Annotated in this window: 19 protein-coding genes; 7 read left to right on the top strand and 12 right to left on the bottom strand. The window is 41.2% G+C overall.

What is annotated here, in order from left to right:
* Window positions 1-110: 110 nt before the first annotated feature.
* From lpdA to NKR21_RS07810, 5 genes are all read right to left on the bottom strand, one after another.
* Window positions 111-1,523, bottom strand: coding sequence for a dihydrolipoyl dehydrogenase (gene lpdA, locus NKR21_RS07830; RefSeq protein WP_003211097.1), 1,413 nt, complete (start codon window positions 1,521-1,523; stop codon window positions 111-113).
* 4 nt (window positions 1,524-1,527) lie between these two features.
* Window positions 1,528-2,871 (bottom strand): dihydrolipoamide acetyltransferase family protein, encoded by a 1,344-nt coding sequence (locus NKR21_RS07825; RefSeq protein WP_088001598.1) that lies wholly within the window; start codon window positions 2,869-2,871, stop codon window positions 1,528-1,530.
* Window positions 2,872-2,978: 107 nt separating this feature from the next.
* The gene (pdhB, locus tag NKR21_RS07820; RefSeq protein WP_012009824.1) at window positions 2,979-3,956 is read right to left on the bottom strand and encodes a pyruvate dehydrogenase complex E1 component subunit beta; all 978 of its coding nucleotides are present in this window, start codon (window positions 3,954-3,956) and stop codon (window positions 2,979-2,981) included.
* Window positions 3,957-3,959: 3 nt separating this feature from the next.
* A complete protein-coding gene (pdhA, locus tag NKR21_RS07815; RefSeq protein ID WP_012009823.1) occupies window positions 3,960-5,075 on the bottom strand; it encodes a pyruvate dehydrogenase (acetyl-transferring) E1 component subunit alpha in 1,116 nt (371 codons plus the stop codon).
* Between the two features lie 410 nt (window positions 5,076-5,485).
* Window positions 5,486-6,154 (bottom strand): YkyA family protein, encoded by a 669-nt coding sequence (locus NKR21_RS07810; protein ID WP_012009822.1) that lies wholly within the window; start codon window positions 6,152-6,154, stop codon window positions 5,486-5,488.
* A 234-nt stretch (window positions 6,155-6,388) separates the two neighbouring features.
* Between NKR21_RS07810 and NKR21_RS07805 the strand changes: the two genes are divergently transcribed.
* Window positions 6,389-6,577 carry a YjcZ family sporulation protein gene (locus NKR21_RS07805; RefSeq protein ID WP_041816227.1) on the top strand — a complete coding sequence of 63 codons (189 nt, stop codon included), beginning with the start codon at window positions 6,389-6,391 and terminating at the stop codon, window positions 6,575-6,577.
* Window positions 6,578-6,689: 112 nt separating this feature from the next.
* On the top strand, window positions 6,690-7,247 hold the full coding sequence (def, locus tag NKR21_RS07800) for a peptide deformylase (protein ID WP_144455923.1): 558 nt from the start codon (window positions 6,690-6,692) through the stop codon (window positions 7,245-7,247).
* A gap of 239 nt (window positions 7,248-7,486) precedes the next feature.
* Here the strand turns inward: def and NKR21_RS07795 are convergent, their stop codons facing one another.
* A complete protein-coding gene (locus NKR21_RS07795; protein ID WP_012009819.1) occupies window positions 7,487-8,266 on the bottom strand; it encodes a Cof-type HAD-IIB family hydrolase in 780 nt (259 codons plus the stop codon).
* Between the two features lie 395 nt (window positions 8,267-8,661).
* On the opposite strand from NKR21_RS07795, the gene NKR21_RS07790 reads away from it, so the two are divergent.
* Together NKR21_RS07790 and rnjA are read left to right on the top strand one after the other, a co-directional pair.
* The gene (locus NKR21_RS07790) at window positions 8,662-8,871 is read left to right on the top strand and encodes a DNA-dependent RNA polymerase subunit epsilon (protein ID WP_003211882.1); all 210 of its coding nucleotides are present in this window, start codon (window positions 8,662-8,664) and stop codon (window positions 8,869-8,871) included.
* A 5-nt stretch (window positions 8,872-8,876) separates the two neighbouring features.
* Complete coding sequence (gene rnjA / locus NKR21_RS07785; protein ID WP_012009818.1) at window positions 8,877-10,544, top strand: ribonuclease J1; 1,668 nt, start codon at window positions 8,877-8,879, stop codon at window positions 10,542-10,544.
* 99 nt (window positions 10,545-10,643) lie between these two features.
* On the opposite strand, the gene ade is transcribed toward rnjA, so the two are convergent.
* The 5 genes from ade to NKR21_RS07760 form a co-directional block, all read right to left on the bottom strand.
* A complete protein-coding gene (gene ade, locus NKR21_RS07780; protein ID WP_144455921.1) occupies window positions 10,644-12,374 on the bottom strand; it encodes an adenine deaminase in 1,731 nt (576 codons plus the stop codon).
* Between the two features lie 262 nt (window positions 12,375-12,636).
* Entirely contained in the window at window positions 12,637-13,305 is a 669-nt protein-coding gene (locus tag NKR21_RS07775; RefSeq protein ID WP_012009816.1) for a potassium channel family protein, read from the bottom strand.
* 37 nt (window positions 13,306-13,342) lie between these two features.
* Window positions 13,343-14,179, bottom strand: a complete 837-nt coding sequence (locus NKR21_RS07770; protein WP_144455919.1) for a gamma-glutamylcyclotransferase family protein — start codon at window positions 14,177-14,179, stop codon at window positions 13,343-13,345.
* A 4-nt stretch (window positions 14,180-14,183) separates the two neighbouring features.
* A complete protein-coding gene (locus NKR21_RS07765) occupies window positions 14,184-15,494 on the bottom strand; it encodes an ATP-binding protein (RefSeq protein WP_119124793.1) in 1,311 nt (436 codons plus the stop codon).
* 142 nt (window positions 15,495-15,636) lie between these two features.
* The gene (locus NKR21_RS07760) at window positions 15,637-15,915 is read right to left on the bottom strand and encodes a transcriptional regulator AbhA (RefSeq protein WP_034662686.1); all 279 of its coding nucleotides are present in this window, start codon (window positions 15,913-15,915) and stop codon (window positions 15,637-15,639) included.
* 275 nt (window positions 15,916-16,190) lie between these two features.
* Here NKR21_RS07760 and mreBH point away from each other — a divergent pair, with 275 nt between their 5' ends.
* The 3 genes from mreBH to NKR21_RS07745 all read left to right on the top strand — a co-directional run bounded on the left by mreBH (window position 16,191) and on the right by NKR21_RS07745 (window position 18,743).
* Window positions 16,191-17,198 carry a rod-share determining protein MreBH gene (gene mreBH / locus NKR21_RS07755; protein ID WP_012009812.1) on the top strand — a complete coding sequence of 336 codons (1,008 nt, stop codon included), beginning with the start codon at window positions 16,191-16,193 and terminating at the stop codon, window positions 17,196-17,198.
* 74 nt (window positions 17,199-17,272) lie between these two features.
* Window positions 17,273-17,404, top strand: coding sequence for a protein YkpC (locus NKR21_RS07750; RefSeq protein ID WP_003210922.1), 132 nt, complete (start codon window positions 17,273-17,275; stop codon window positions 17,402-17,404).
* Between the two features lie 106 nt (window positions 17,405-17,510).
* Window positions 17,511-18,743, top strand: coding sequence for an aminopeptidase (locus NKR21_RS07745; RefSeq protein ID WP_144455917.1), 1,233 nt, complete (start codon window positions 17,511-17,513; stop codon window positions 18,741-18,743).
* 39 nt (window positions 18,744-18,782) lie between these two features.
* On the opposite strand, the gene NKR21_RS07740 is transcribed toward NKR21_RS07745, so the two are convergent.
* Window positions 18,783-20,402 carry an ABC-F family ATP-binding cassette domain-containing protein gene (locus NKR21_RS07740; RefSeq protein ID WP_050945126.1) on the bottom strand — a complete coding sequence of 540 codons (1,620 nt, stop codon included), beginning with the start codon at window positions 20,400-20,402 and terminating at the stop codon, window positions 18,783-18,785.
* Window positions 20,403-20,405 lie beyond the last annotated feature (3 nt).

Genomic DNA, 20,405 nt, shown 5'->3' with positions numbered 1-20,405 from the left:
CTCCTTGCACTTATATATCCATATGAAAAGCCCCTCATGAAATGAAGGGTTTTTTTCATGCAGCGCTCAAAAAACCCCTCTCCTTGATGGAGAGGGGTTTAATAAGTTCATTATTTTACGATATGGATTGGGCTTCCGATTGCTACTTCAGCCGTTTCCATTGTAATTTCACCTAAAGTTGGGTGAGCGTGAATTGTCATTGCGATATCTTCAGCAGTCACTCCAGCTTCGATTGCAAGGCTAAGCTCTGAAATCATATCAGAAGCGCCAACACCTGCGATTTGTGCACCGATCACAAGACCATCCTCTTTACGAGTGATCATCTTCATGAAGCCATCAGTTGCATCAAGAGAAAGTGCACGTCCGTTTGCTGCGAATGGGAATTTCGCTGCAACGATGTCGATTCCTTCTTCTTTTGCTTCTGCTTCAGTGTATCCAACAGTTGCAAGTTCTGGCTCAGAGAATACAACAGCAGGAATACCAAGGTAATCAATTTCAGCTGGCTCTCCAGCGATTGCTTCAGCTGCAATTTTACCTTCGTAAGAAGCTTTGTGTGCAAGTGGTGGTCCATCAACGATGTCACCAATTGCATAGATGTTAGATACGCTTGTACGGCATTGTTTGTCTGTTTTGACAACTCCGCGGTCAGTTAATTCAACACCAACTTGCTCAAGACCAAGCTCATCTGTGTTTGGACGACGACCAACAGTCACAAGTACGTAATCAGCATCAACTGTTTTTTCTTCACCTTTTACTTCGAAAGTAACAGTGACACCATCAGATTTTTCTTCAACGCCTTTTGCAAGAGCGTTTGTATGGATTTCAACGTTTCCTTTTTTCTTCAGGTTACGTTTAACCAATGAGCTCATTTGCTTTTCGAAACCTGGAAGGATTTCGTCTCCACCTTCAAGGATGACAACTTCTGTTCCAAAGTTTGCATAAGCAGTACCAAGCTCAGTACCGATATATCCACCACCGATTACAACTAACTTCTTAGGTACTTCTTTAAGCGCTAAAGCACCAGTTGAGTTGATCACGCGGTCTGTGTATTTAAAAGTAGGCAATTCAATTGGACGAGATCCAGTTGCAAGAATTGCATTTTTGAAAGTGTACGTCTGTGCTGAATTTTCATCCATTACACGTACAGAGTTGCTGTCTACGAAATAAGCTTCACCTTTAACGATGTCTACTTTATTTCCTTTAAGAAGACCTTGAACTCCACCTGTTAATTTGTTTACAACAGAAGCTTTCCACTCTTGAACTTTTGTGAAATCAACTGTTACGTTTTCAGCTTTGATACCCATGTCTTCAGAATGCTTAGCATTTTCGAAACGATGGCCAGCATTGATTAATGCTTTTGAAGGAATACAACCAACGTTTAGACATACACCGCCAAGTGTTCCTTTTTCAACGATTGTTACTTTTTGTCCAAGCTGTGCAGCACGAATAGCAGCTACATATCCACCAGGACCTGCACCGATGACAAGAGTATCTGTTTCGATTGGGAAATCTCCTACTACCATGACATTACGCCTCCATTAAAATTAATTGTGGATCATTCAATAAACGCTTGATGTGGTTAAGGGCATTTTGCGCAGTAGCTCCGTCGATCATACGGTGGTCAAAGCTTAGGGAAAGAGCTAAGACTGGAGCTGCAACGATTTCGCCATCACGAACAACCGCTTTTTCAGCGATACGGCCAATACCAAGGATCGCTACTTCTGGGTGGTTGATAACTGGAGTAAACCATTGTCCACCAGCAGAACCGATGTTTGTGATTGTGCAAGATGCACCTTTCATTTCAGCTGGAGCCAATTTACCATCACGTGCTTTTGTTGCAAGCTCGTTGATTTCGTTAGATACTTCGAAAATTGCTTTGCGATCTGCATTTTTCACAACTGGAACAAGCAAGCCTTTTTCAGTATCAGCTGCAATTCCGATGTTGTAGTAATGTTTTTGAACAACTTCATCTGTTTTATCATCGATAGAAGTGTTAAGTACTGGGTACTTTTTCAAAGCAGAAGTAAGAGCTTTTACAACGTAAGGCAAGTAAGTTAACTTGATTCCTTGATCAGCTGCAACTTGTTTGAATTGTTTACGATGAGCAACAAGGTTCGTTACATCCACTTCATCCATTAATGTTACGTGAGGAGCTGTATGCTTAGAGTTCACCATTGCTTTCGCGATCGCTTTGCGGATTCCGCTCATTTTCTCGCGAGTTTCTGGGAATTCTCCTTCAAGAACTGGAGCTGCTGCTGCCGCTTTAGGAGCTGCTTCTTCTTTTGCACTTTCAGCTGCTTGAGGCGCTGCTTCTTGAGTTGCAGAACCACCATTAACGAAGCTGTCGATATCTTCTTTTAACACACGTCCGTTTTTACCAGAACCTGCAACTTTGTAAATTTCAATGCCTTTTTCGCGGGCATATTTACGTACAGATGGCATAGCGATAACGCGTTTGTTTGGATCAGCATCTACTTGCTCTTGTGCGCCTGCACCAGTTGCTGCTGCCGCTTCTTCTTGTGCTACTTCTTTCTTCTCTGGCTCGTTACCAGCTTCAGCAGTACCTTGTACCTGAGCTTCAGTTTTTGCTTCGCCTTCTTCTTCGCTGCCTTTAAATTGAAGATTTTCGTAACCAGGTGCATCAAACGTAATGATTGTTTGTCCTACAGTTGCAACTGTTCCCTCTTCAACTTTTAATTCTAATACTTTTCCTTTAACAGGTGAAGGAATTTCTACAACTGCTTTATCGTTTTGTACCTCTGCTAAAACGTCATCTTCATTAATTTCGTCGTTTGGTTTTACAAACCACTTAACGATCTCACCTTCGTGGATACCTTCTCCGATGTCCGGAAGTTTAAATTCAAATGCCACTGTTTTTCGCCTCCTAGATTTTGTTGAATCCTTGTTGTGTATGTTTACACGGTCATGTAATTGATAAAGGGGAAGAGAAATAAATTCTTTTCCCCTCAGTCATTTAATTAAAATTCAAGAACTTTCTTAGCTGTTTCAAGCACGTCTTTATGGTTTGGAAGCCATACGCTCTCAGCTTGAGAGAAAGCAAATACAGTATCAGGTGCAGCTACACGAAGTACTGGTGCTTCTAGGCTAAGGATTGCTCTGTCATTGATTTCAGCTACTACGTTTGCAGCAATACCAGCTTGTTTTTGTGCTTCTTGAACAACGATCGCACGACCTGTTTTTTCAACAGAAGCGATAATTGTTTCAATATCAAGCGGGCTTACTGTACGAAGGTCGATTACTTCAGCAGAAACGCCTTCTTTTTCAAGTTCTTCAGCAGCTTTAAGTGATTCGTGAACCATTGCACCGTAAGTGATGATTGAAAGGTCAGAACCTTCACGTTTCACGTCAGCTTTACCGATTTCAATTGTGTACTCTTCTTCAGGAACTTCCTGACGGAAAGAGCGATACAGTTTCATATGCTCAAGGAATACAACCGGATCATTATCTCGGATTGCAGAAATTAATAGTCCTTTTGCATCGTAAGGTGTTGAAGGAATGACCACCTTGATACCAGGCTGTTGAGCGATAAGACCTTCTAAGCTGTCAGCGTGAAGCTCAGGTGTGTGAACTCCCCCACCGAATGGAGAACGGATTGTCACTGGAGAATGCCAGCGTCCGCCAGAACGGTAACGCATACGAGCCATTTGTCCAGAAACAGAATCTAATACTTCGTAAACGAATCCGAAGAATTGAATTTCCATTACTGGGCGGAATTCTTGTAGTCCAAGGCCAATTGCAAGACCGCCAATACCAGATTCAGCAAGTGGTGTATCGAATACACGATCCTCACCAAACTCTTTTTGCAATCCTTCAGTCGCACGGAATACGCCGCCGTTTTTACCAACGTCTTCTCCGAAAACGAGAACGTTTTCGTCATTTTTCAGTTCTGTGCGTAACGCATCAGTGATCGCTTGAATCATTGTCATTTGCGCCATGGCTTACTTCGACTCCTTCTGTTTGTAAATTTCAAGCTGTTCAACTAAGTTGAATGGTTTCACATCGTACATGTTTTCAATCAAGTCAGTGACTTTTTGCTTAGGCTGTTCGTCAGCTTCTTTGATCGCTTGTTTGATTTGTTCTTTTGCATCTTCGATGACTTTATTCTCTTCTTCTTCAGACCATAGGCCTTTGTTTTCCAAGAATTTGCGGTAGCGTACTAATGGATCTTTTTGCTCCCACTCGTTTTCATCTTCTTTTGTACGATATCTTGTTGGATCGTCACCAGCCATTGTATGAGGGCCGTAACGGAATGTAAGAGTTTCAATTAATGTTGGACCTTCGCCATTAACAGCACGCTCACGAGCTTCAGCAGTTGCTGCATATACAGCTAATGCATCCATACCGTCAACTTGTACGCCTACGATACCAGCTGCAGCCGCTTTTTGTGCAATTGTTTGCGCAGCAGATTGCTTCTCAACAGGAGTAGAGATCGCATATCTGTTGTTTTGGACAACAAAAATCGCTGGCGCTTTGTAAGCCCCTGCAAAGTTGATACCTTCGTAGAAATCACCTTGTGAAGCTCCGCCATCACCAGTGTAAGTGATTGCAACAGCATTTTTACCGCGCTTTTTCAAACCAAGAGCTACACCAGCAGCTTGAATGATTTGTGCACCGATAATGATTTGTGGTGAAAGTGCATATACATCTTCAGGCATTTGGTTACCAACAAAGTGTCCACGAGAGAACAAGAACGCTTTTGTTAATGGAAGGCCATGCCAGATTAATTGTGGTACATCACGATATCCTGGAAGAATGAAATCTTCTTTCTCAAGTGCAAAGTGAGTTGCAAGCTGAGAAGCCTCTTGTCCAGCTGTTGGCGCATAGAAGCCAAGACGTCCTTGACGGTTCAATGAAATTGAACGTTGATCTAATACTCGTGTAAACACCATACGGCGCATTAATTCTTTTAATTGGTCATCTGAGAGATCCGGCATTGCCGCTTCGTTTACGACTTCGCCTTTTTCGTTTAAAATTTGAAACGTTTCAAACTGCTTTTTGATGGCATCAAATTGCTTTTTGCTATCAACAATTGCTTTTTTTGTTTTTGCAGCCATTCTAAAGTCACCTCTTCCTTTCTTTTAACAGTCAATTTGTCGTGAATCCATTTATACATACAGATATAGGATAACCCAAAATACGCATATGACTCCTGTATATAATAGCCACTGGGATCGTTGTCGAAACATTGAATGATCACTCGTTTTTGAGTTCTTCTAACTGTATTAACGATAGTTCACAAATAACTAATACAACTTCTGTTAACAAGGACTAGTTTACAACAAGAAAAATAGTCCGTCAATTGATTTAACGGCTTTATTTAAATAAATGTATTCGCTTTACTTTTTATGGTGAGCTGTATCAATCTGTTTAACAAACAACTCCATCTGTACTAGTATAGAGTGTACTACTGTACTACAATAGAAAATGTTTGTTTTTGTCGAAAAATAAAAAAAGAGCTGTTTTTTCAGCTCTTTTTCGACTCTTGATCTGCCGCTTTAGACAAAGCCTGTTTATGCTCATTCAATTGCTTTGTATATTGATTAAACTTTTTACCTTCTTTTCTGACTTTGCTATAAGAACGGTTCACCGTCTTCAGTTTGGATTTTAGCTCTTTATATCCTAAGTCCTTCTTCTTTAAAGATTGATATAAATGCTGATCTTGTTTCAGCGCTTTTTGATATTCCTTGTAAAGCTGGTCATACGATGCATATCTTTTCTCAAGCGATTTGACCGTTTCATCTGCTTTTTCTTTTAAATCCGTATCTTGTATACGTTCCGCAGATTCTTTGACCGTTTTCAATTCTTTTTTCGATTCATCCATGCTGTCTTTTTCTGTTTTCAAATGTTCTTCTCTTTTCGCTGCAGATGCTAGCGCCTGATCAGAAAGGCTTGACACTGTTTTTGTGTGATTCTTTGTGGTTTGAATCATTTTTTTATAGAGCTGTTGCTCTTTTTTCTCATAGCTTTGCAGTGTACCTTGCTCTTTTTCAAAGGATGCCTCTTTTTCGCTCATTTTCGTCATTGCCTCTTGCATGTCATGAAACGAACTTTGACCACCGCATCCCGTCAGCAAAAGGGTACATATCCCCGCTAAAGCAGCACCTGCTTTCATGCTTCTTCTTATTTGTTTCATCACAAGGTTCCCCCTTTATATCTCCACATACCACTATAATTTTTATAGGCGTTTGTGACAAGGAAAGAGGTCATTTTGAGGAGCCGAAGAAGATTTTTTTCAAGTGATAGGCGCATGACTATACAAATAGTGCATTCATACATAGTTTATATTACACGCTTCGCCTTCACTTATGAGAGGCCGAGTGTATTTCCAAAGGAGGTCAAAAGTATGTCTAATTATAGTCATGGAAGTATGTATGGTGGATACGGCGGTTACGGATATGGATACGGTGGTGGATATGGCGGTGGCTGTTGTTACCCAAGTTATGGCGGTGGGTACGGATACGGTGGAGGACGCACATTCGCTTTAATCGTTGTCCTTTTCATCCTATTAATCATCGTTGGCGCAGCATTCTTAGGCGGCGGTGGCGGCTGCTGCTAATGGCTGTTTAAGCCTCTGACCGGTCTCACAGGACCGGTCTTCTTTATTTCATTGCATATGTTGTGTATCATTTTATATACTTTACATACAAAGGAAATAGGAGTGAAGATTTGTGATTACCATGGAAGATATCGTACGGGATGGACATCCCGTCTTAAGACAAACAGCTGAAGCGGTCGAGCTCCCGCCAACAGAAGAGGAAAAACAGCAATTAGCTGATATGATTGAATTCGTCAAAAATAGTCAAGATGCTGAAATGGCTGAAAAGTTTGGACTCAGACCCGGCGTTGGACTCGCTGCTCCGCAAATTAACATTAGTAAACGAATGATCGCTGTTCACTGTGAGGATGAAGATGGAGAGGAATACAGCTGTGCCCTTTTCAACCCACGCATTGTCAGTCATTCTGTCAAAAGAGCTTATTTAAAGACAGGTGAAGGCTGCTTATCTGTTGATGAAGCCATTCCTGGATTTGTCCCTCGATACCAAAAAATCAGGGTGAAGGCCACAACGCTTGAAGGTGAGGACATTGATATTCGCCTAAAAGGGTTCCCAGCCATTGTGTTTCAGCATGAAATCGACCATTTAAACGGCATTATGTTTTATGATCATATTCAAAAGGATCAGCCATTCGCTGAGCCAGACAACTCTGTTGCGATCGGCAGATCATAAAATAAAAAGAAGACCCAATAACCTATGGATCTTCCAAATTGTTTACAAAGGGCTAAAATGATCTTGATTTTAGCCCTTTGTCTTTTTTTCAGCGTGACATGAAAACCTTTGCAGCCCTAGGAAGGACGAGCACCGGAGCAGAGCGAATTTGACATTCGTGAGCACCGAAGCGCAGACCTGACAACGAATGTGAGGGTTTGTCTATACGCTGAGACCCAATAACCTATGGGTCTTCTTTTTTATTCTTCAATCAGACCTAGATGAGTCACTGCGTGGAATATACCGTCTTCATCTACTGGCTTTGTCACAAAATCAGCCAAATCCTTTAATTCGTTCACAGCATTTCCCATGGCGACTCCTGTACCAGCAAATGAAATCATCTCTCGATCGTTCAGACCGTCTCCAAAGGCAACGGTATCCTTTTGTTCGTAAGGTAGTCTTTCGATAACTCGTTTAATGCCTTCAGCTTTCGAACCGCCCTTTGGCACGACATCTGTTGACAGCTCGTGCCACCTGACAAGATCAATTTCTTCGCTGAACGCCTCGTACTTGACTTCCTCTTCAGCCTTACAGAATAACAGTATTTGAAAAATCTCGTTTTCTTTAAAGTAAGACAAATCATGTTCAGGATGCTTTATTTTTAGAGTCCCAATCCCCTCATGGATAAACGGATGATTTGGCACAGAAGCCTTCAGCGCTTTTTCCCCCATGAAAACAAGCGGATGATCTTGACGATCTGCCGTTTCATAAATTTTCTCCATCAGCTCCAGTTTAAGCGGATTGCCGTAAATGACTTCTCCCTCATACATGACATACTGACCGTTATAAGCAATAAAGGAGTCAAGCCCTAATTCCTCTAAAATAGGCTTAATTAAAAAAGGCGAACGCCCAGATGCAATGAAGAGATGATGGCCTTTTTCTTTTAATAAATGAACCGCTCGTTTCGTTGATTCAGGTATCTTTTTATCATGATCATATAAAGTACCATCGATATCAAAGAAGATGACTTTTTTATTCATATCCCGTCTCCTGTCTCTTGTTATGTATACCTACTCCCTTTCATCATACAGAAAGATTTCTGCTTTCGAAACCACTTCCGATGAAAACGCCCATTTCCCACATATAACCATGTAACATTCAATGGAAACGTCATATAATACAAGTATAAAGAGAGAACGGAATACAAGGTATAATCTAATTTCAATTCGAAAGGAGGCGACCTGTGATGCTTCGTCGTCTGCGTAAGAAAATTAGAAGACAATGGAAGGACATGCTTCGTAAAAAATCGATCGCTTAAAAGGATCTTCCGCACATTTGCTGAGGGTCCTTTTTTCTCAGAGACTTTTCTTATGCGCGTTTTTTTAATATAATAGAAATAGCGAGTGTAACATACGGTATTTAAGGAGAGATTTGGATGATATATAAGGTATTTTTTCAGGCAAGTACTACTGAGGTACCTGTAAGAGAACACACAGATTCACTATACGTTGAAGCAGTTTCTGAAAGAGACGTACGCGATAAGTTGAAAAAACATAGCTACAACATTGAATTCATTCAACCTGTAGACGGTGCTTTTTTAGACTATGAACGAGAAAGTGAAAATTTTAAAGTATTGGAGCTATGAGAGGAATGAAATTTGTAAAAAACGATCAGGCGGCAGTTTTTGCGCTCGGCGGATTAGGCGAGATCGGTAAAAACACGTATGGCGTTCAATTTCAAGATGAAATCATTTTAATTGATGCTGGTATTAAGTTCCCTGAAGATGAGCTTCTTGGAATTGACTACGTCATCCCTGACTATACGTACTTAGTTAAAAACGAAGATAAAATCAAAGGTCTTTTCATCACTCACGGACATGAAGACCACATCGGCGGTATCCCTTACCTTCTCAAGCAAGTGAATATTCCAGTTTACGGCGGCAAACTCGCAATCGGCCTACTTCGTAATAAATTGGAAGAACATGGTCTCTTGAGACAGACAAAACTTCACATTTTTGAAGAAGAAGATACCATTAAATTTAGAAAAACAGCTGTGTCTTTCTTTAGAACAACTCACAGTATTCCAGATTCTTATGGAATTGTCGTGAAGACACCTCCTGGTAACATCGTACATACAGGGGATTTCAAGTTTGACTTTACGCCTGTTGGCGAACCTGCTAACTTAACAAAAATGGCTGAAATCGGGAAAGAAGGCGTTCTATGTCTTTTATCCGATAGTACAAACAGTGAAATTCCAGAATTTACGATGTCAGAAAGACGCGTAGGCGAAAGCATTGATGACATCTTTAGAAAAGTTGACGGACGTATCATCTTTGCGACGTTTGCTTCGAACATTCACAGACTTCAACAAGTAATCGAGTCCGCTGTTGCCAACGGCCGAAAAGTTGCGGTGTTTGGACGTAGTATGGAGTCTGCTATTGATATTGGACAAGATCTTGGCTACATTAAATGTCCGAAAAACACGTTTATTGAACACAATGAAATCAACCGCCTTCCAGCAAACAAAGTGACGATCCTATGTACTGGAAGCCAAGGTGAGCCGATGGCTGCTCTTTCTCGTATTGCAAACGGCACTCATCGCCAGATTTCGATTAATCCTGGAGACACAGTTGTCTTCTCATCTTCACCGATTCCTGGTAACAATATTAGCGTAAGCCGCACCATTAACCAGCTGTACCGTGCTGGCGCTGAGGTCATTCATGGCTCACTTAATAATATTCATACATCTGGTCACGGCGGACAAGAAGAACAAAAGCTGATGCTCCGTTTAATTAAACCAAAATTCTTTATGCCGATTCACGGTGAATACCGCATGCAAAAAACGCATATTAAACTGGCGAATGATTGCGGAATTCCTGAGGAAAACTGCTTTATCATGGATAATGGTGAAGTTCTTGCACTTAAAGGCGACGAAGCAAGTGTCGCTGGCAAAATTCCATCAGGGAACGTGTATATCGACGGAAGCGGAATTGGTGATATCGGGAATATCGTCTTAAGAGACCGCCGCATTCTTTCAGAAGAAGGTCTAGTCATTGTAGTCGTCAGCATGGATATGAAAGAATTCAAAATCTCTGCTGGTCCTGATCTCATCTCAAGAGGCTTTGTCTACATGAGAGAATCTGGCGACCTCATCAACGACGCACAAGATCTCATTTCAAAGCATCTTGAAAAAGTAATGGAACGTAAGACAACTCAGTGGTCGGAAATTAAGAACGAAATTACGGACACTCTTGCTCCTTTCCTTTACGAAAAAACAAGACGCCGCCCAATGATCTTACCGATTATTATGGAAGTGTAATCATAAAAGAGACACAAGCCGATTGGCTGTGTCTCTTTTTTTCATCAAGTATTAAAAAAAGCCGCATATATACATCGTACACATGCGGTTTCTTACTTTTTATGATTGAATAGGGAGGTGCTGAAAGTTTCTGACATCAAATAAGCCTTTTGTTGTCATTTTCACATCAGGAATGACTGGAAGTGCCAAGAAAGAAAGCGTCAAAAACGGATTAAAGTCTAAGGAAAAGCCAGTTTCTTTTAGCGCTTCATGAAGTGAATGAAGGCTTTCATTGACGAGATGTGCCGGCTGATCTGACAACAAACCAGAGATTGGTAATGGCAGCGTATGAAGTGACTGCCCCTCTTTAACAACAGTCAAACCGCCGCCTGCTTCTTTTAACGCCTCAATCGCTTTGATAATATCAGCATCATTTGTGCCGACTGCAATTAAGTTATGTGAATCATGTGCAACCGTTGTTGCAATTGCACCTTGTTTGATGCCGAAGCCGCTGACAATTCCTACACCCATTTCAGATAAACCTTGATGACGTTCAACAAGCACCATTTTTAATACATCTCTGCCTGTATCACTTGTAAATTGTCCGTTCATTTCTGAAGGAGAGACTTGTTCTAACTTTGTTTCAAGCTGATTCGGAATAATACGGATGACATTCATATGCTGATCACCCGTAATAGGTAGTGCAATGTCTTCCTCTTGAACATCTACGGCATGAACAGATTGTAATAATGCTGGGCTCGGTGCGATCTTTTCGACACTCGGCTTGTACTCTCCGTTCTGTGCAACCAATTCACCTGCGATAAATACGCTTGTAATATCTACATGATGAAAGTCTGAAACGAGCATAAAATCAGCATCATAGCCTGGTGCAATGGCTCCCTTTGTTTTAAGACCAAAACACTCTGCGGCATTTAAGCTTCCCATTTGATAAGCTAAAAATGGATCTAATCCTTCTTTTATGGACATCCGTACTTGCTCATCAATACTTCCCTGTGCCATTAGATCATCCAAATGTTTATCATCTGTACAAAAGAAAAAGCGTCGCGCATTCTTTTCATTGACAGCGGGTAAAACATTTTTCACGTTTTTGGCAACAGATCCTTCTCTCAGCATCACATACATACCTCTTTTTACACGTTCGAGGGCTTCCTGTGCAGTTGTCACCTCATGGTCTGTTTGGACACTCGCTGTCCGGTAGACGTTGATTAATCGGTCTGTTAAGCCTGCTAGATGGCCATCAATCAGTTTATTCTCGTGTTGCGCATCAAGCAGCTTTTGAAGCATATCTTCTTCTGCCTGCTCCACACCGACATAGTCCATCACCTCTGCAAGACCAAGCACTTCCTTCTCTTGATAAAGAGGCTTTAAATCTTTTGCTTTTAATGTAGCACCTGATCGTTCAAAACTGACTGCCGGTACACAGGAAGGCAGCATGAAATAAATATGTAAGGCAGCTTTTCTCGCTTCTTCCAGCATAAAACGGATGCCTGTTATACCTGACACATTGGCGATTTCATGCGGATCTGTTACGACAGTTGTCACACCGTGAGGAACGACAGCTTTGGAGAATTCGGCAGGGGTAACCATAGAAGACTCGATATGAACGTGGCCATCAATAAAACCAGGCACAAGCATTTGACCTGCTGCATCAAGCTCCTGTTCTCCCTCGTACTCTCCTATCCCGACGATTTGTCCATTTTCAACAGCGACATCTGCGTCTATCCATTCCTGGTTAAACACATCCATGACTTTCGCATGTTTTATTACGAGGGCTGCTTTTTTTCTCTTTGCTGCTACCTCAATTTGATGTCTGAAAAGCTCCTTATCCAACGACACTGCCTCCTCCAAGTAAACAATATAATGTTTCTTATCGTAAACGAATCTGTTTGTCCAGTCAATGACATTTAGAGAAAATCAACCATATCAAAACACTGATTTTTATTTCTGAATAGTGATAATTGCATGAAAAATAAGATGACTTATTTTTGCGGTTATACATGATCAAAGCAACCATTTTCAGTTTCTATTTTCGCCTCAATGTCCACCTGTCATGAACACATTCATGTAAAAAAACACCCCGTCTTCGGAGTGTTTAATAATCGTTCTGCATTTCTCGTTTTTCAAAGCGTCCTATATCGGCTACTGCCCCAATGACAATGAGGATATCTTCTTTTTGGATCATTTCATCTGCCAGCGGGGAAACAATGACTTCCTTTCCGCGCTTGATCGCAACAATATTGATACCGTATCTTGCCCTAATATCAAGATCTAGAAGAGAATGTCCCGCAAGCCTGTTGTTTGCAACGATCTCAATCAGGCTGTACTCATCTGACAGTTCGAGGTAATCAAGCACGTTATTTGAAATGATCTTATGTGCAATCCGTCTCCCCATATCTCGCTCTGGATGAACGACGCGATCCGCTCCGATTTTGTTAAGCACCTTTTCATGGTAATCATTTTGCGCTTTCACAGTAACCATTTTCACGCCAAGCTCTTTCAGCATAATCGTTGTTAAAATACTTGCCTGAATGTTTTCGCCAATCGCAACGATGACATGATCAAAATTGCGAATACCAAGATTTTTTAAAACGTTTTCGTCCGTCGAATCACCAATAACCGCATGTGAGGCTATTTTCGCGTACTCGTTTACTCGATCTTCGTTCATATCCATTGCCATGACTTCAAGTCCTTCTTCGCTCAGCGCCTTGCAAATACTCCCACCAAAGCGTCCAAGACCAATGACCGCATATTCCTTTTTCATGTTCAGACTCCTTTTATCTCACTTACCATGCATTTTACTACGGTTTGATTAATGAATCCATATGTGAACGGATTTTTTTACGGAACGCTTCACTTAAATAAAGGTCTGCTCCTTTTTCGATTTCACTGCGATAATGAGCTGGCGGAGCGATTTCTTCGCTTTTTTGAAGCACAAGAAAGGTTAAACAGTCTTCATACATTTGATCACCTATTTTGACATCGACAAATGCTGGAAGATATGTACCTTCATATACGCCTTCTCTTTTATACAAATAACGAATGGCATCAAAAGGAACTTCATATAAAACACCCTCTGTTTCCCCGCCATCTTCTACCATATCAGCTCTTGATCCATCTGGCCTCACCAAGGTAAATCTCGTTGTAAAACCATTTAGTACTCCACCGCCGATGATTTGTTTGAAATGATGATCGACTTCTGCGAGCTTAAATCTAGCATCATCCATACAGGAGCCATAGGCAAAATAATAGAAGGATGATGGTTTTTGCTGCCACAGTTGATAAGCTTTCCAGCACCCTCTCTTTATTTCTTTCAGCACTGATGCCTTTTGCTCTGGCAACGTGTATGTCACGGCTGCTAACTGACCTCGATCCGTCATGACATTGATTTCCTGCTTGTCATACCCTTCCTCTAGTACGTCTATCTTATTCAACGCGTCAGCGGTTACCTCGTACAATTCCCCGTATACAGTGCCTTTTTCTGAAGGAATACATGCTGGATATCCTTGACCTGTATCATAAATCCTTCCACTCATCCAAGCAGATTTAGCTAATAGCCTGCTTTCCTTCATGTACGTTTCGTGGTGCTTTTCATGCTGCAATAGCGTTCCATATACAAATAAAACCTTTACCGTCATGACTTCACGTCCTCTCAACTTGCTGCTGTCTGCTTTTTTGACACACTGGCAAATAAATATGAAAAGCTGTGCCTTTTCCAAGCTCACTTGACACGTCCATTCTTCCGTGATGATCTTTTAAAATTGTCGCACAGATGGTCAGACCAAGCCCTGTTCCTTCTTTTTTCGTGGAAAAGAAAGGATCATATATTTTTTGAATATCTTCTTCAGACATCCCTTTTCCTTCATCTTGAATGGTAATCTTCCATTCATTCAATACTTTTTCTGTAGATATGTATATGCTGCCACCTTCAGGCATTGCCTCAATCGCATTTTTGATTAAATTAATGAACAGCTGCTTCATTTGATTAGCGTCTGCGAGGATGGCGCCGGCATCCTGCCTTTTAAATGGCTGCTTGAGGTCAATATTTGACAGAACGGCATTTGTTTTTAATAAAGTAATCACTTGTTCTAGAAGCTCATGAAGCTGGACTTCTTGAAAATGGACCGATTGAGGCTTAGCCAATACAAGCAGCTCACTTAAAACAAAATCAATCCGTTTAATTTCTGAAAAGATAATGTCAAAATAATCGGTTCTTTCAGGATATTGTGTCTTCATCAGCTGCAAAAAACCATTTACGGATGTCAGTGGATTTCTGACTTCATGGGCGATTCCAGCGGCTATTTGTCCAGCGACTGCCAGCTTTTGCGCCTGCATTTGCAATTGCTGATTGGATCTTTCAAGCTCAAGCTTCGCCTGCTTTTGTTTCGTAATATCAGCTACCGTTCCAATTCCTCCGGTAAACTGGTGGTGCTCGTCAAAATAAAGCTTGTAATGAACGTCTCCCCATACCTTCTTTCCCTCTTTATGGAGAAGCTGCAGTTCTACCCGTCCCGCATCCTTATGCTCCTTGATCACAGATAATAAATGCTGGACCACGCGTTCCTCTTGATCAAAGTACTGATTGTACATGGTACCTAGACATTCATCGATGTCATAGCCCGTCATTTGTGTCCATGCTTGATTTAAGAAAATAATTTCACCTTTTTCATTTGTTTCAAAGACGATTTCTTGCAAGTTATCTGTGATTCGATTCAGCCGCTCTGTCAGTTCGTGTGCTTCTTTTTCTCTCGTATTTAAGTCTGACACAAGTAGATTTAAGCGGTCTACATAGCCTGATATAACCCAGATCCCTGTTAGAACAAGGACTGTAAAGGCTAAATCGAGCGGCCAATTAATTTGATAGCCACCTAGATAATAAAAGAAATCCCAGCTTAAAATTAAAATAAATGCAAGAACAGATAACACGATCCGCACTTGATATGTTTTGTTCAAATGATTCCACCTGCCGCCCTGAGATTCTTTGTCAATTGTACCATTTTTCACTTATTTTTTGAGGGAGATGGGGCATTTTTAAGGAACTTTTTCAGAAAAAAAGCCTGTTCTCAGCACAAAGGAAGAGATCAGGCTTTTTTCATTACTGCTGAAGAGCTTCTTGAAGTTCTTTTAACAGTAGTTCTGCGCCTTCAGCGCTTAATGTAATTTGACCATTACCATAATCATGGTTCTCTGATGTAATCTCACCAGTCATGAGGCAAACACCTTCTGGCTGGTATTTTTTCAAGACGATTTTCTCCCCATCTATAAAAAATTCCATACTGTCTTTAATAGCAATATCAAGTGCTCTTCTTAATTCGATTGGCATCACAATACGCCCTAGTTCGTCTACTTTTCTTACGACTCCGATAGATTTCAAATTCGTTCCCTCTTTCTTTCATTAGCTCAAGATCAATCTGTTTTTCACCAATTGATATATCGTAGACGTAAGAGATTCTCAAAAGGTTTCTCTTCCATAAAATTTTTTTTCATAAAAGAAAAAACAAAGGGAAAATTTATTGTGATTGTCAAAATGATACTTGAATTTTACAAGTTCATTTCAAGGTTATCACAAACCCCCACAAATGACCTCAATCCTTTGAACTTTTAAATGTAAAATTGTTTAAATAGCAAAAATAGAGATTGGGTGAAAACATGTTTCAAAATGCCGAAATTGGAATTGATTTAGGAACAGCTAACATATTGGTTTATAGTAAAAATAAGGGAATTATTTTAAATGAACCGTCCGTCGTGGCAGTCGATACAGAAACAAAAACTGTACTTGCCGTCGGAACAGAAGCAAAAGAAATGATTGGGAAAACTCCTGGGAAAATTGTGGCGATCCGTCCAATGAAAGACGGTGTCATCGCTGATTATGATATGACAACAGATTTACTCAAACAAATCATGAAAAAAGCAGGAAAAAATATCGGGTTTACTTTCAGAAAACCAACGGTCGTCGTCTGTACACCTTCTGGTTCAACAGCTGTTGAGCGCCGCGCCATCAGTGATGCTGTGAAAAACTGTGGAGCAAAGCACGTGCATTTAATCGAAGAACCTGTTGCAGCGGCAATCGGCGCTGATCTGCCAGTAGATGAGCCTGTTGCAAACGTCGTAGTCGATATTGGCGGAGGAACAACAGAAGTTGCCATCATTTCGTTTGGCGGCGTGGTCTCTTGTCATTCCATTCGAATTGGCGGAGATCAGCTTGATGAAGATATCATTACGTTTGTGCGAAAGAAATATAACCTATTAATCGGCGAGCGGACAGCTGAACAGGTTAAGATGGAAATTGGTTATGGTCTTATTGAGCATGAGCCAGAGTCATTAGAAGTACGTGGACGTGATCTAGTAACAGGTCTTCCAAAAACGATCACACTTGAATCTCATGAAATTCAAGGTGCTATGCGAGAGTCACTCCTTCATATTTTAGAGGCGATTCGCGCCACATTAGAGGACAGCCCCCCGGAGCTTAGTGGTGACATCGTAGACCGCGGCGTGATCTTAACTGGCGGTGGCGCTTTGTTAAACGGAATTCAAGAATGGCTCTCACAGGAGATTGTCGTTCCAGTTCATATTGCTGCAAATCCACTTGAATCTGTTGCAATCGGAACAGGTCGTTCACTCGAAGTCATTCATAAATTACAAAAAACTTTAAAATAATCCTCTTGTTCTACTTCTTTTTTTATCATTTCGATCATATCGTGAGGAATGGATAAACGTGAAGGAGGAAGAACATGTTGCTTGATTTAGGTAAACGGGTCGTTGTCACAGTCATTTTAACGGGTATTATCTTAGGAGGAATGAGCCTGTCGTTTTCACATATGCCCCCTTCTAATGCACAGCCTGTGAAACAACTGAACCGCTAAAAAAGCCGCACGAAAGCGGCTTTTTTATTTTGGCTTTCCGCGTGCTCCCCATTTTCCTTTTCGGTCTTAAATCTGATATGATGAACATGACTAAAGGAGGGTTTTTATGAGTTCATTTGAAAAACAACTAGATCAATATGCGAAGACCATCGTTGAAGTCGGTGTGAATGTTCAAAAAGAACAAGAAGTCGTCGTATCCGCATCAACTGAATCTTCAGACCTTGTTCGTCTTGTCGCGAAACATGCGTATGAGCGCGGGGCGAAAAACGTACATATCCGCTGGAGTGACGGTGTTCTTGCTCGTTTAAAATATGAACATGCACCGCAGGATGTGTTTGAGCAATTCCCTGAATGGGAAGCACAGATGATGGAAACCATTGCAAAACGCGGCGGCGCTTTTATCACGATCTTGTCAGAAAGCCCTGACCTTCTGCGAGGCATTGATTCGAAAAAAATCGCTGCACAGCAAAAAGCCGCTGGATCCGCCCTTCATACATATCGCCAATACGTTCAATCAGACAAAGTGGCTTGGACGGTCGTCGGCGCTGCATCAAAAGATTGGGCGAAAAAGATTTTCCCTGACCAGACAGACGAAGAAGCTATTGCTTTATTATGGGATCAAATCTTTAAAGTTGCTCGCGCTGATCAAGCAGATCCTGTGGAGGCTTGGAAAAAGCACGATGAATCGCTAAATGAAAAGGTTAAAATCCTAAATGAGCGCCACTACCACAAGCTTCATTATGATGCTCCTGGAACTGATTTAACGATTGAACTCCCTGAACAGCACATTTGGGTAGGTGCCGGCAGCGTGAGTGAGCGCGGCGTCTCTTTCATGGCCAACATGCCAACAGAAGAAGTGTTTACCGTACCTAAAAAAGATGGTGTAAATGGGACTGTCTCAAGCACAAAACCGCTCAGCTATGCAGGAAATATCATTGATGAGTTTACTTTAACATTTGAAAATGGCCGAATTGTCGATGTGAAAGCGAAGGAAGGCGAAGACATTTTAACTTCACTCGTTGAAACAGATGAAGGCTCTCATTATCTAGGTGAAGTTGCTCTTGTACCAGATGATTCACCAATCTCAAATTCAAATATTCTCTATTACAATACCCTTTATGATGAAAACGCATCGAATCACCTTGCCATCGGCAGCGGATATGCGTTCAATATCGAAGGCGGAAAAGAGATGAAACGTGAAGAATTGGATGCAGCTGGTGTAAACAACAGTATTACACACGTCGATTTCATGATTGGTTCAAAGGAAATGAATATTGACGGTATTACAAAAGACGGGAAACGCGAACCGATCTTCCGTAATGGGAACTGGGCGATTTAACCGAAAAAAAGACATCCATTTGTGGATGTCTTTTCTTATTTACGCATAAAGCTCAACGAGTCTCTTTTGAATCTCTTGATCTGATAAGAACTCATCATATGTTGTTTGTTTATCGACGATGCCATTTGGCGTCACTTCGATAATACGGTTTGCCACTGTTTCAACAAACTGGTGGTCATGAGATGAGAAGAGCATCGCTCCTTTAAAGCTCATTAAACCGTTATTCAGCGCCGTAATGGATTCTAGGTCTAAGTGGTTCGTTGGCTCATCTAGAAGCAGTACATTCGCTCCTGACAGCATCATTTTCGATAACATACAACGAACCTTTTCTCCTCCTGATAAGACGCTTGCTTTTTTCTTTACTTCTTCTCCAGAGAAAAGCATACGTCCTAAGAATCCGCGTAAGAAGCTCTCGCTTTGATCATTAGGAGAATACTGGCGAAGCCAATCCACTAGATCAACATCGTTTCCTTCAAAGTATTCACTATTGTCTTTCGGGAAAAAGGCTTGAGATGTTGTGACGCCCCATTTATATGTCCCGCTGTCTGGTTCCATCTCACCAGCAAGAATTTTAAATAAAGTAGACACTGCCAGCTCATTACGGCTTAGGAACGCAATTTTATCCTCTCGATTCATGATAAAACTGACGTTATCAAGTACTTTCACACCGTCAATCGTTTTCGATAGACCTTCTACTTGAAGGACATCATTTCCGATTTCGCGCTCTGGCGCAAAATGAACATACGGATATTTACGTGAAGATGGCTTAATATCGTCTAAAGAGATTTTATCAAGCAATTTCTTTCTTGAGGTCGCTTGCTTCGATTTAGAAGCGTTCGCACTGAACCGAGCAACGAACTCTTGAAGCTGCTTAATTTGCTCTTCTTTTTTCTTATTTGCATCTTGACTAAGTTTCAGCGCTAGCTGGCTGGACTCATACCAGAAATCATAGTTACCGACATATACTTGAATTTTTCCGAAGTCTAGGTCCGCAATATGTGTACATACTTTGTTTAAGAAGTGACGGTCATGCGAAACGACGATCACGGTATTTTCAAAATTAATGAGGAACTCTTCCAGCCACTGGATGGCTTGTAAGTCCAAGTGGTTCGTTGGCTCATCCAGAAGAAGAACGTCAGGCTTGCCAAATAAAGCTTGAGCTAGTAATACTTTGACCTTTTCAGAACCGCCAAGCTCAGACATTTTCTTCGATTGAAGGCTCTCTGGTATGCCAAGACCTTTTAATAAGATTGCTGCTTCACTTTCTGCTTCCCAGCCGTTTAACTCAGCGAACTCACCTTCAAGCTCTGCTGCACGAATTCCGTCTTCATCTGAGAAATCAGGTTTCATATAAATCGCATCTTTCTCCTGCATCACATCATATAGACGTTTGTGACCCATCATGACCACTTTTAATACTTCAAATTCTTCGTATTCAAAGTGGTTCTGTTTTAAAATCGCTAAACGCTCACCAGGGCTCATATGAACATCGCCTGTCTGAGCCTCGATTTCACCTGAAAGAATCTTTAGAAACGTTGATTTACCAGCTCCATTGGCACCAATTAAACCGTAGCAGTTGCCAGGAGTGAATTTAATATTTACTTCTTCAAATAGTTTACGATCAGCAAATCGCAAACTAACATTATTTACTGCAATCATTTA

The organism is Bacillus sp. 1735sda2 (assembly GCF_024159245.1).
Taxonomy (GTDB): Bacteria; Bacillota; Bacilli; order Bacillales; family Bacillaceae; genus Bacillus; species Bacillus pumilus_O.
This window is presented reverse-complemented; position numbering and strand designations above follow the sequence as displayed.

What these genes read in the sequence shown, in the direction of transcription:
- NKR21_RS07750 (WP_003210922.1), top strand. Translation starts at nt 17,273, where the DNA reads ATGTTGCTTGATTTAGGTAAACGGGTCGTTGTCACAGTCATTTTAACG.
- NKR21_RS07795 (WP_012009819.1), bottom strand. Translation starts at nt 8,266, where the DNA reads ATGAATAAAAAAGTCATCTTCTTTGATATCGATGGTACTTTATATGAT.
- NKR21_RS07805 (WP_041816227.1), top strand. Translation starts at nt 6,389, where the DNA reads ATGTATGGTGGATACGGCGGTTACGGATATGGATACGGTGGTGGATAT.
- pdhA (WP_012009823.1), bottom strand. Translation starts at nt 5,075, where the DNA reads ATGGCTGCAAAAACAAAAAAAGCAATTGTTGATAGCAAAAAGCAATTT.
- lpdA (WP_003211097.1), bottom strand. Translation starts at nt 1,523, where the DNA reads ATGGTAGTAGGAGATTTCCCAATCGAAACAGATACTCTTGTCATCGGT.
- NKR21_RS07770 (WP_144455919.1), bottom strand. Translation starts at nt 14,179, where the DNA reads ATGACGGTAAAGGTTTTATTTGTATATGGAACGCTATTGCAGCATGAA.
- NKR21_RS07775 (WP_012009816.1), bottom strand. Translation starts at nt 13,305, where the DNA reads ATGAAAAAGGAATATGCGGTCATTGGTCTTGGACGCTTTGGTGGGAGT.
- NKR21_RS07740 (WP_050945126.1), bottom strand. Translation starts at nt 20,402, where the DNA reads ATGATTGCAGTAAATAATGTTAGTTTGCGATTTGCTGATCGTAAACTA.
- rnjA (WP_012009818.1), top strand. Translation starts at nt 8,877, where the DNA reads ATGAAATTTGTAAAAAACGATCAGGCGGCAGTTTTTGCGCTCGGCGGA.
- pdhB (WP_012009824.1), bottom strand. Translation starts at nt 3,956, where the DNA reads ATGGCGCAAATGACAATGATTCAAGCGATCACTGATGCGTTACGCACA.
- NKR21_RS07745 (WP_144455917.1), top strand. Translation starts at nt 17,511, where the DNA reads ATGAGTTCATTTGAAAAACAACTAGATCAATATGCGAAGACCATCGTT.
- NKR21_RS07810 (WP_012009822.1), bottom strand. Translation starts at nt 6,154, where the DNA reads ATGAAACAAATAAGAAGAAGCATGAAAGCAGGTGCTGCTTTAGCGGGG.
- mreBH (WP_012009812.1), top strand. Translation starts at nt 16,191, where the DNA reads ATGTTTCAAAATGCCGAAATTGGAATTGATTTAGGAACAGCTAACATA.
- NKR21_RS07790 (WP_003211882.1), top strand. Translation starts at nt 8,662, where the DNA reads ATGATATATAAGGTATTTTTTCAGGCAAGTACTACTGAGGTACCTGTA.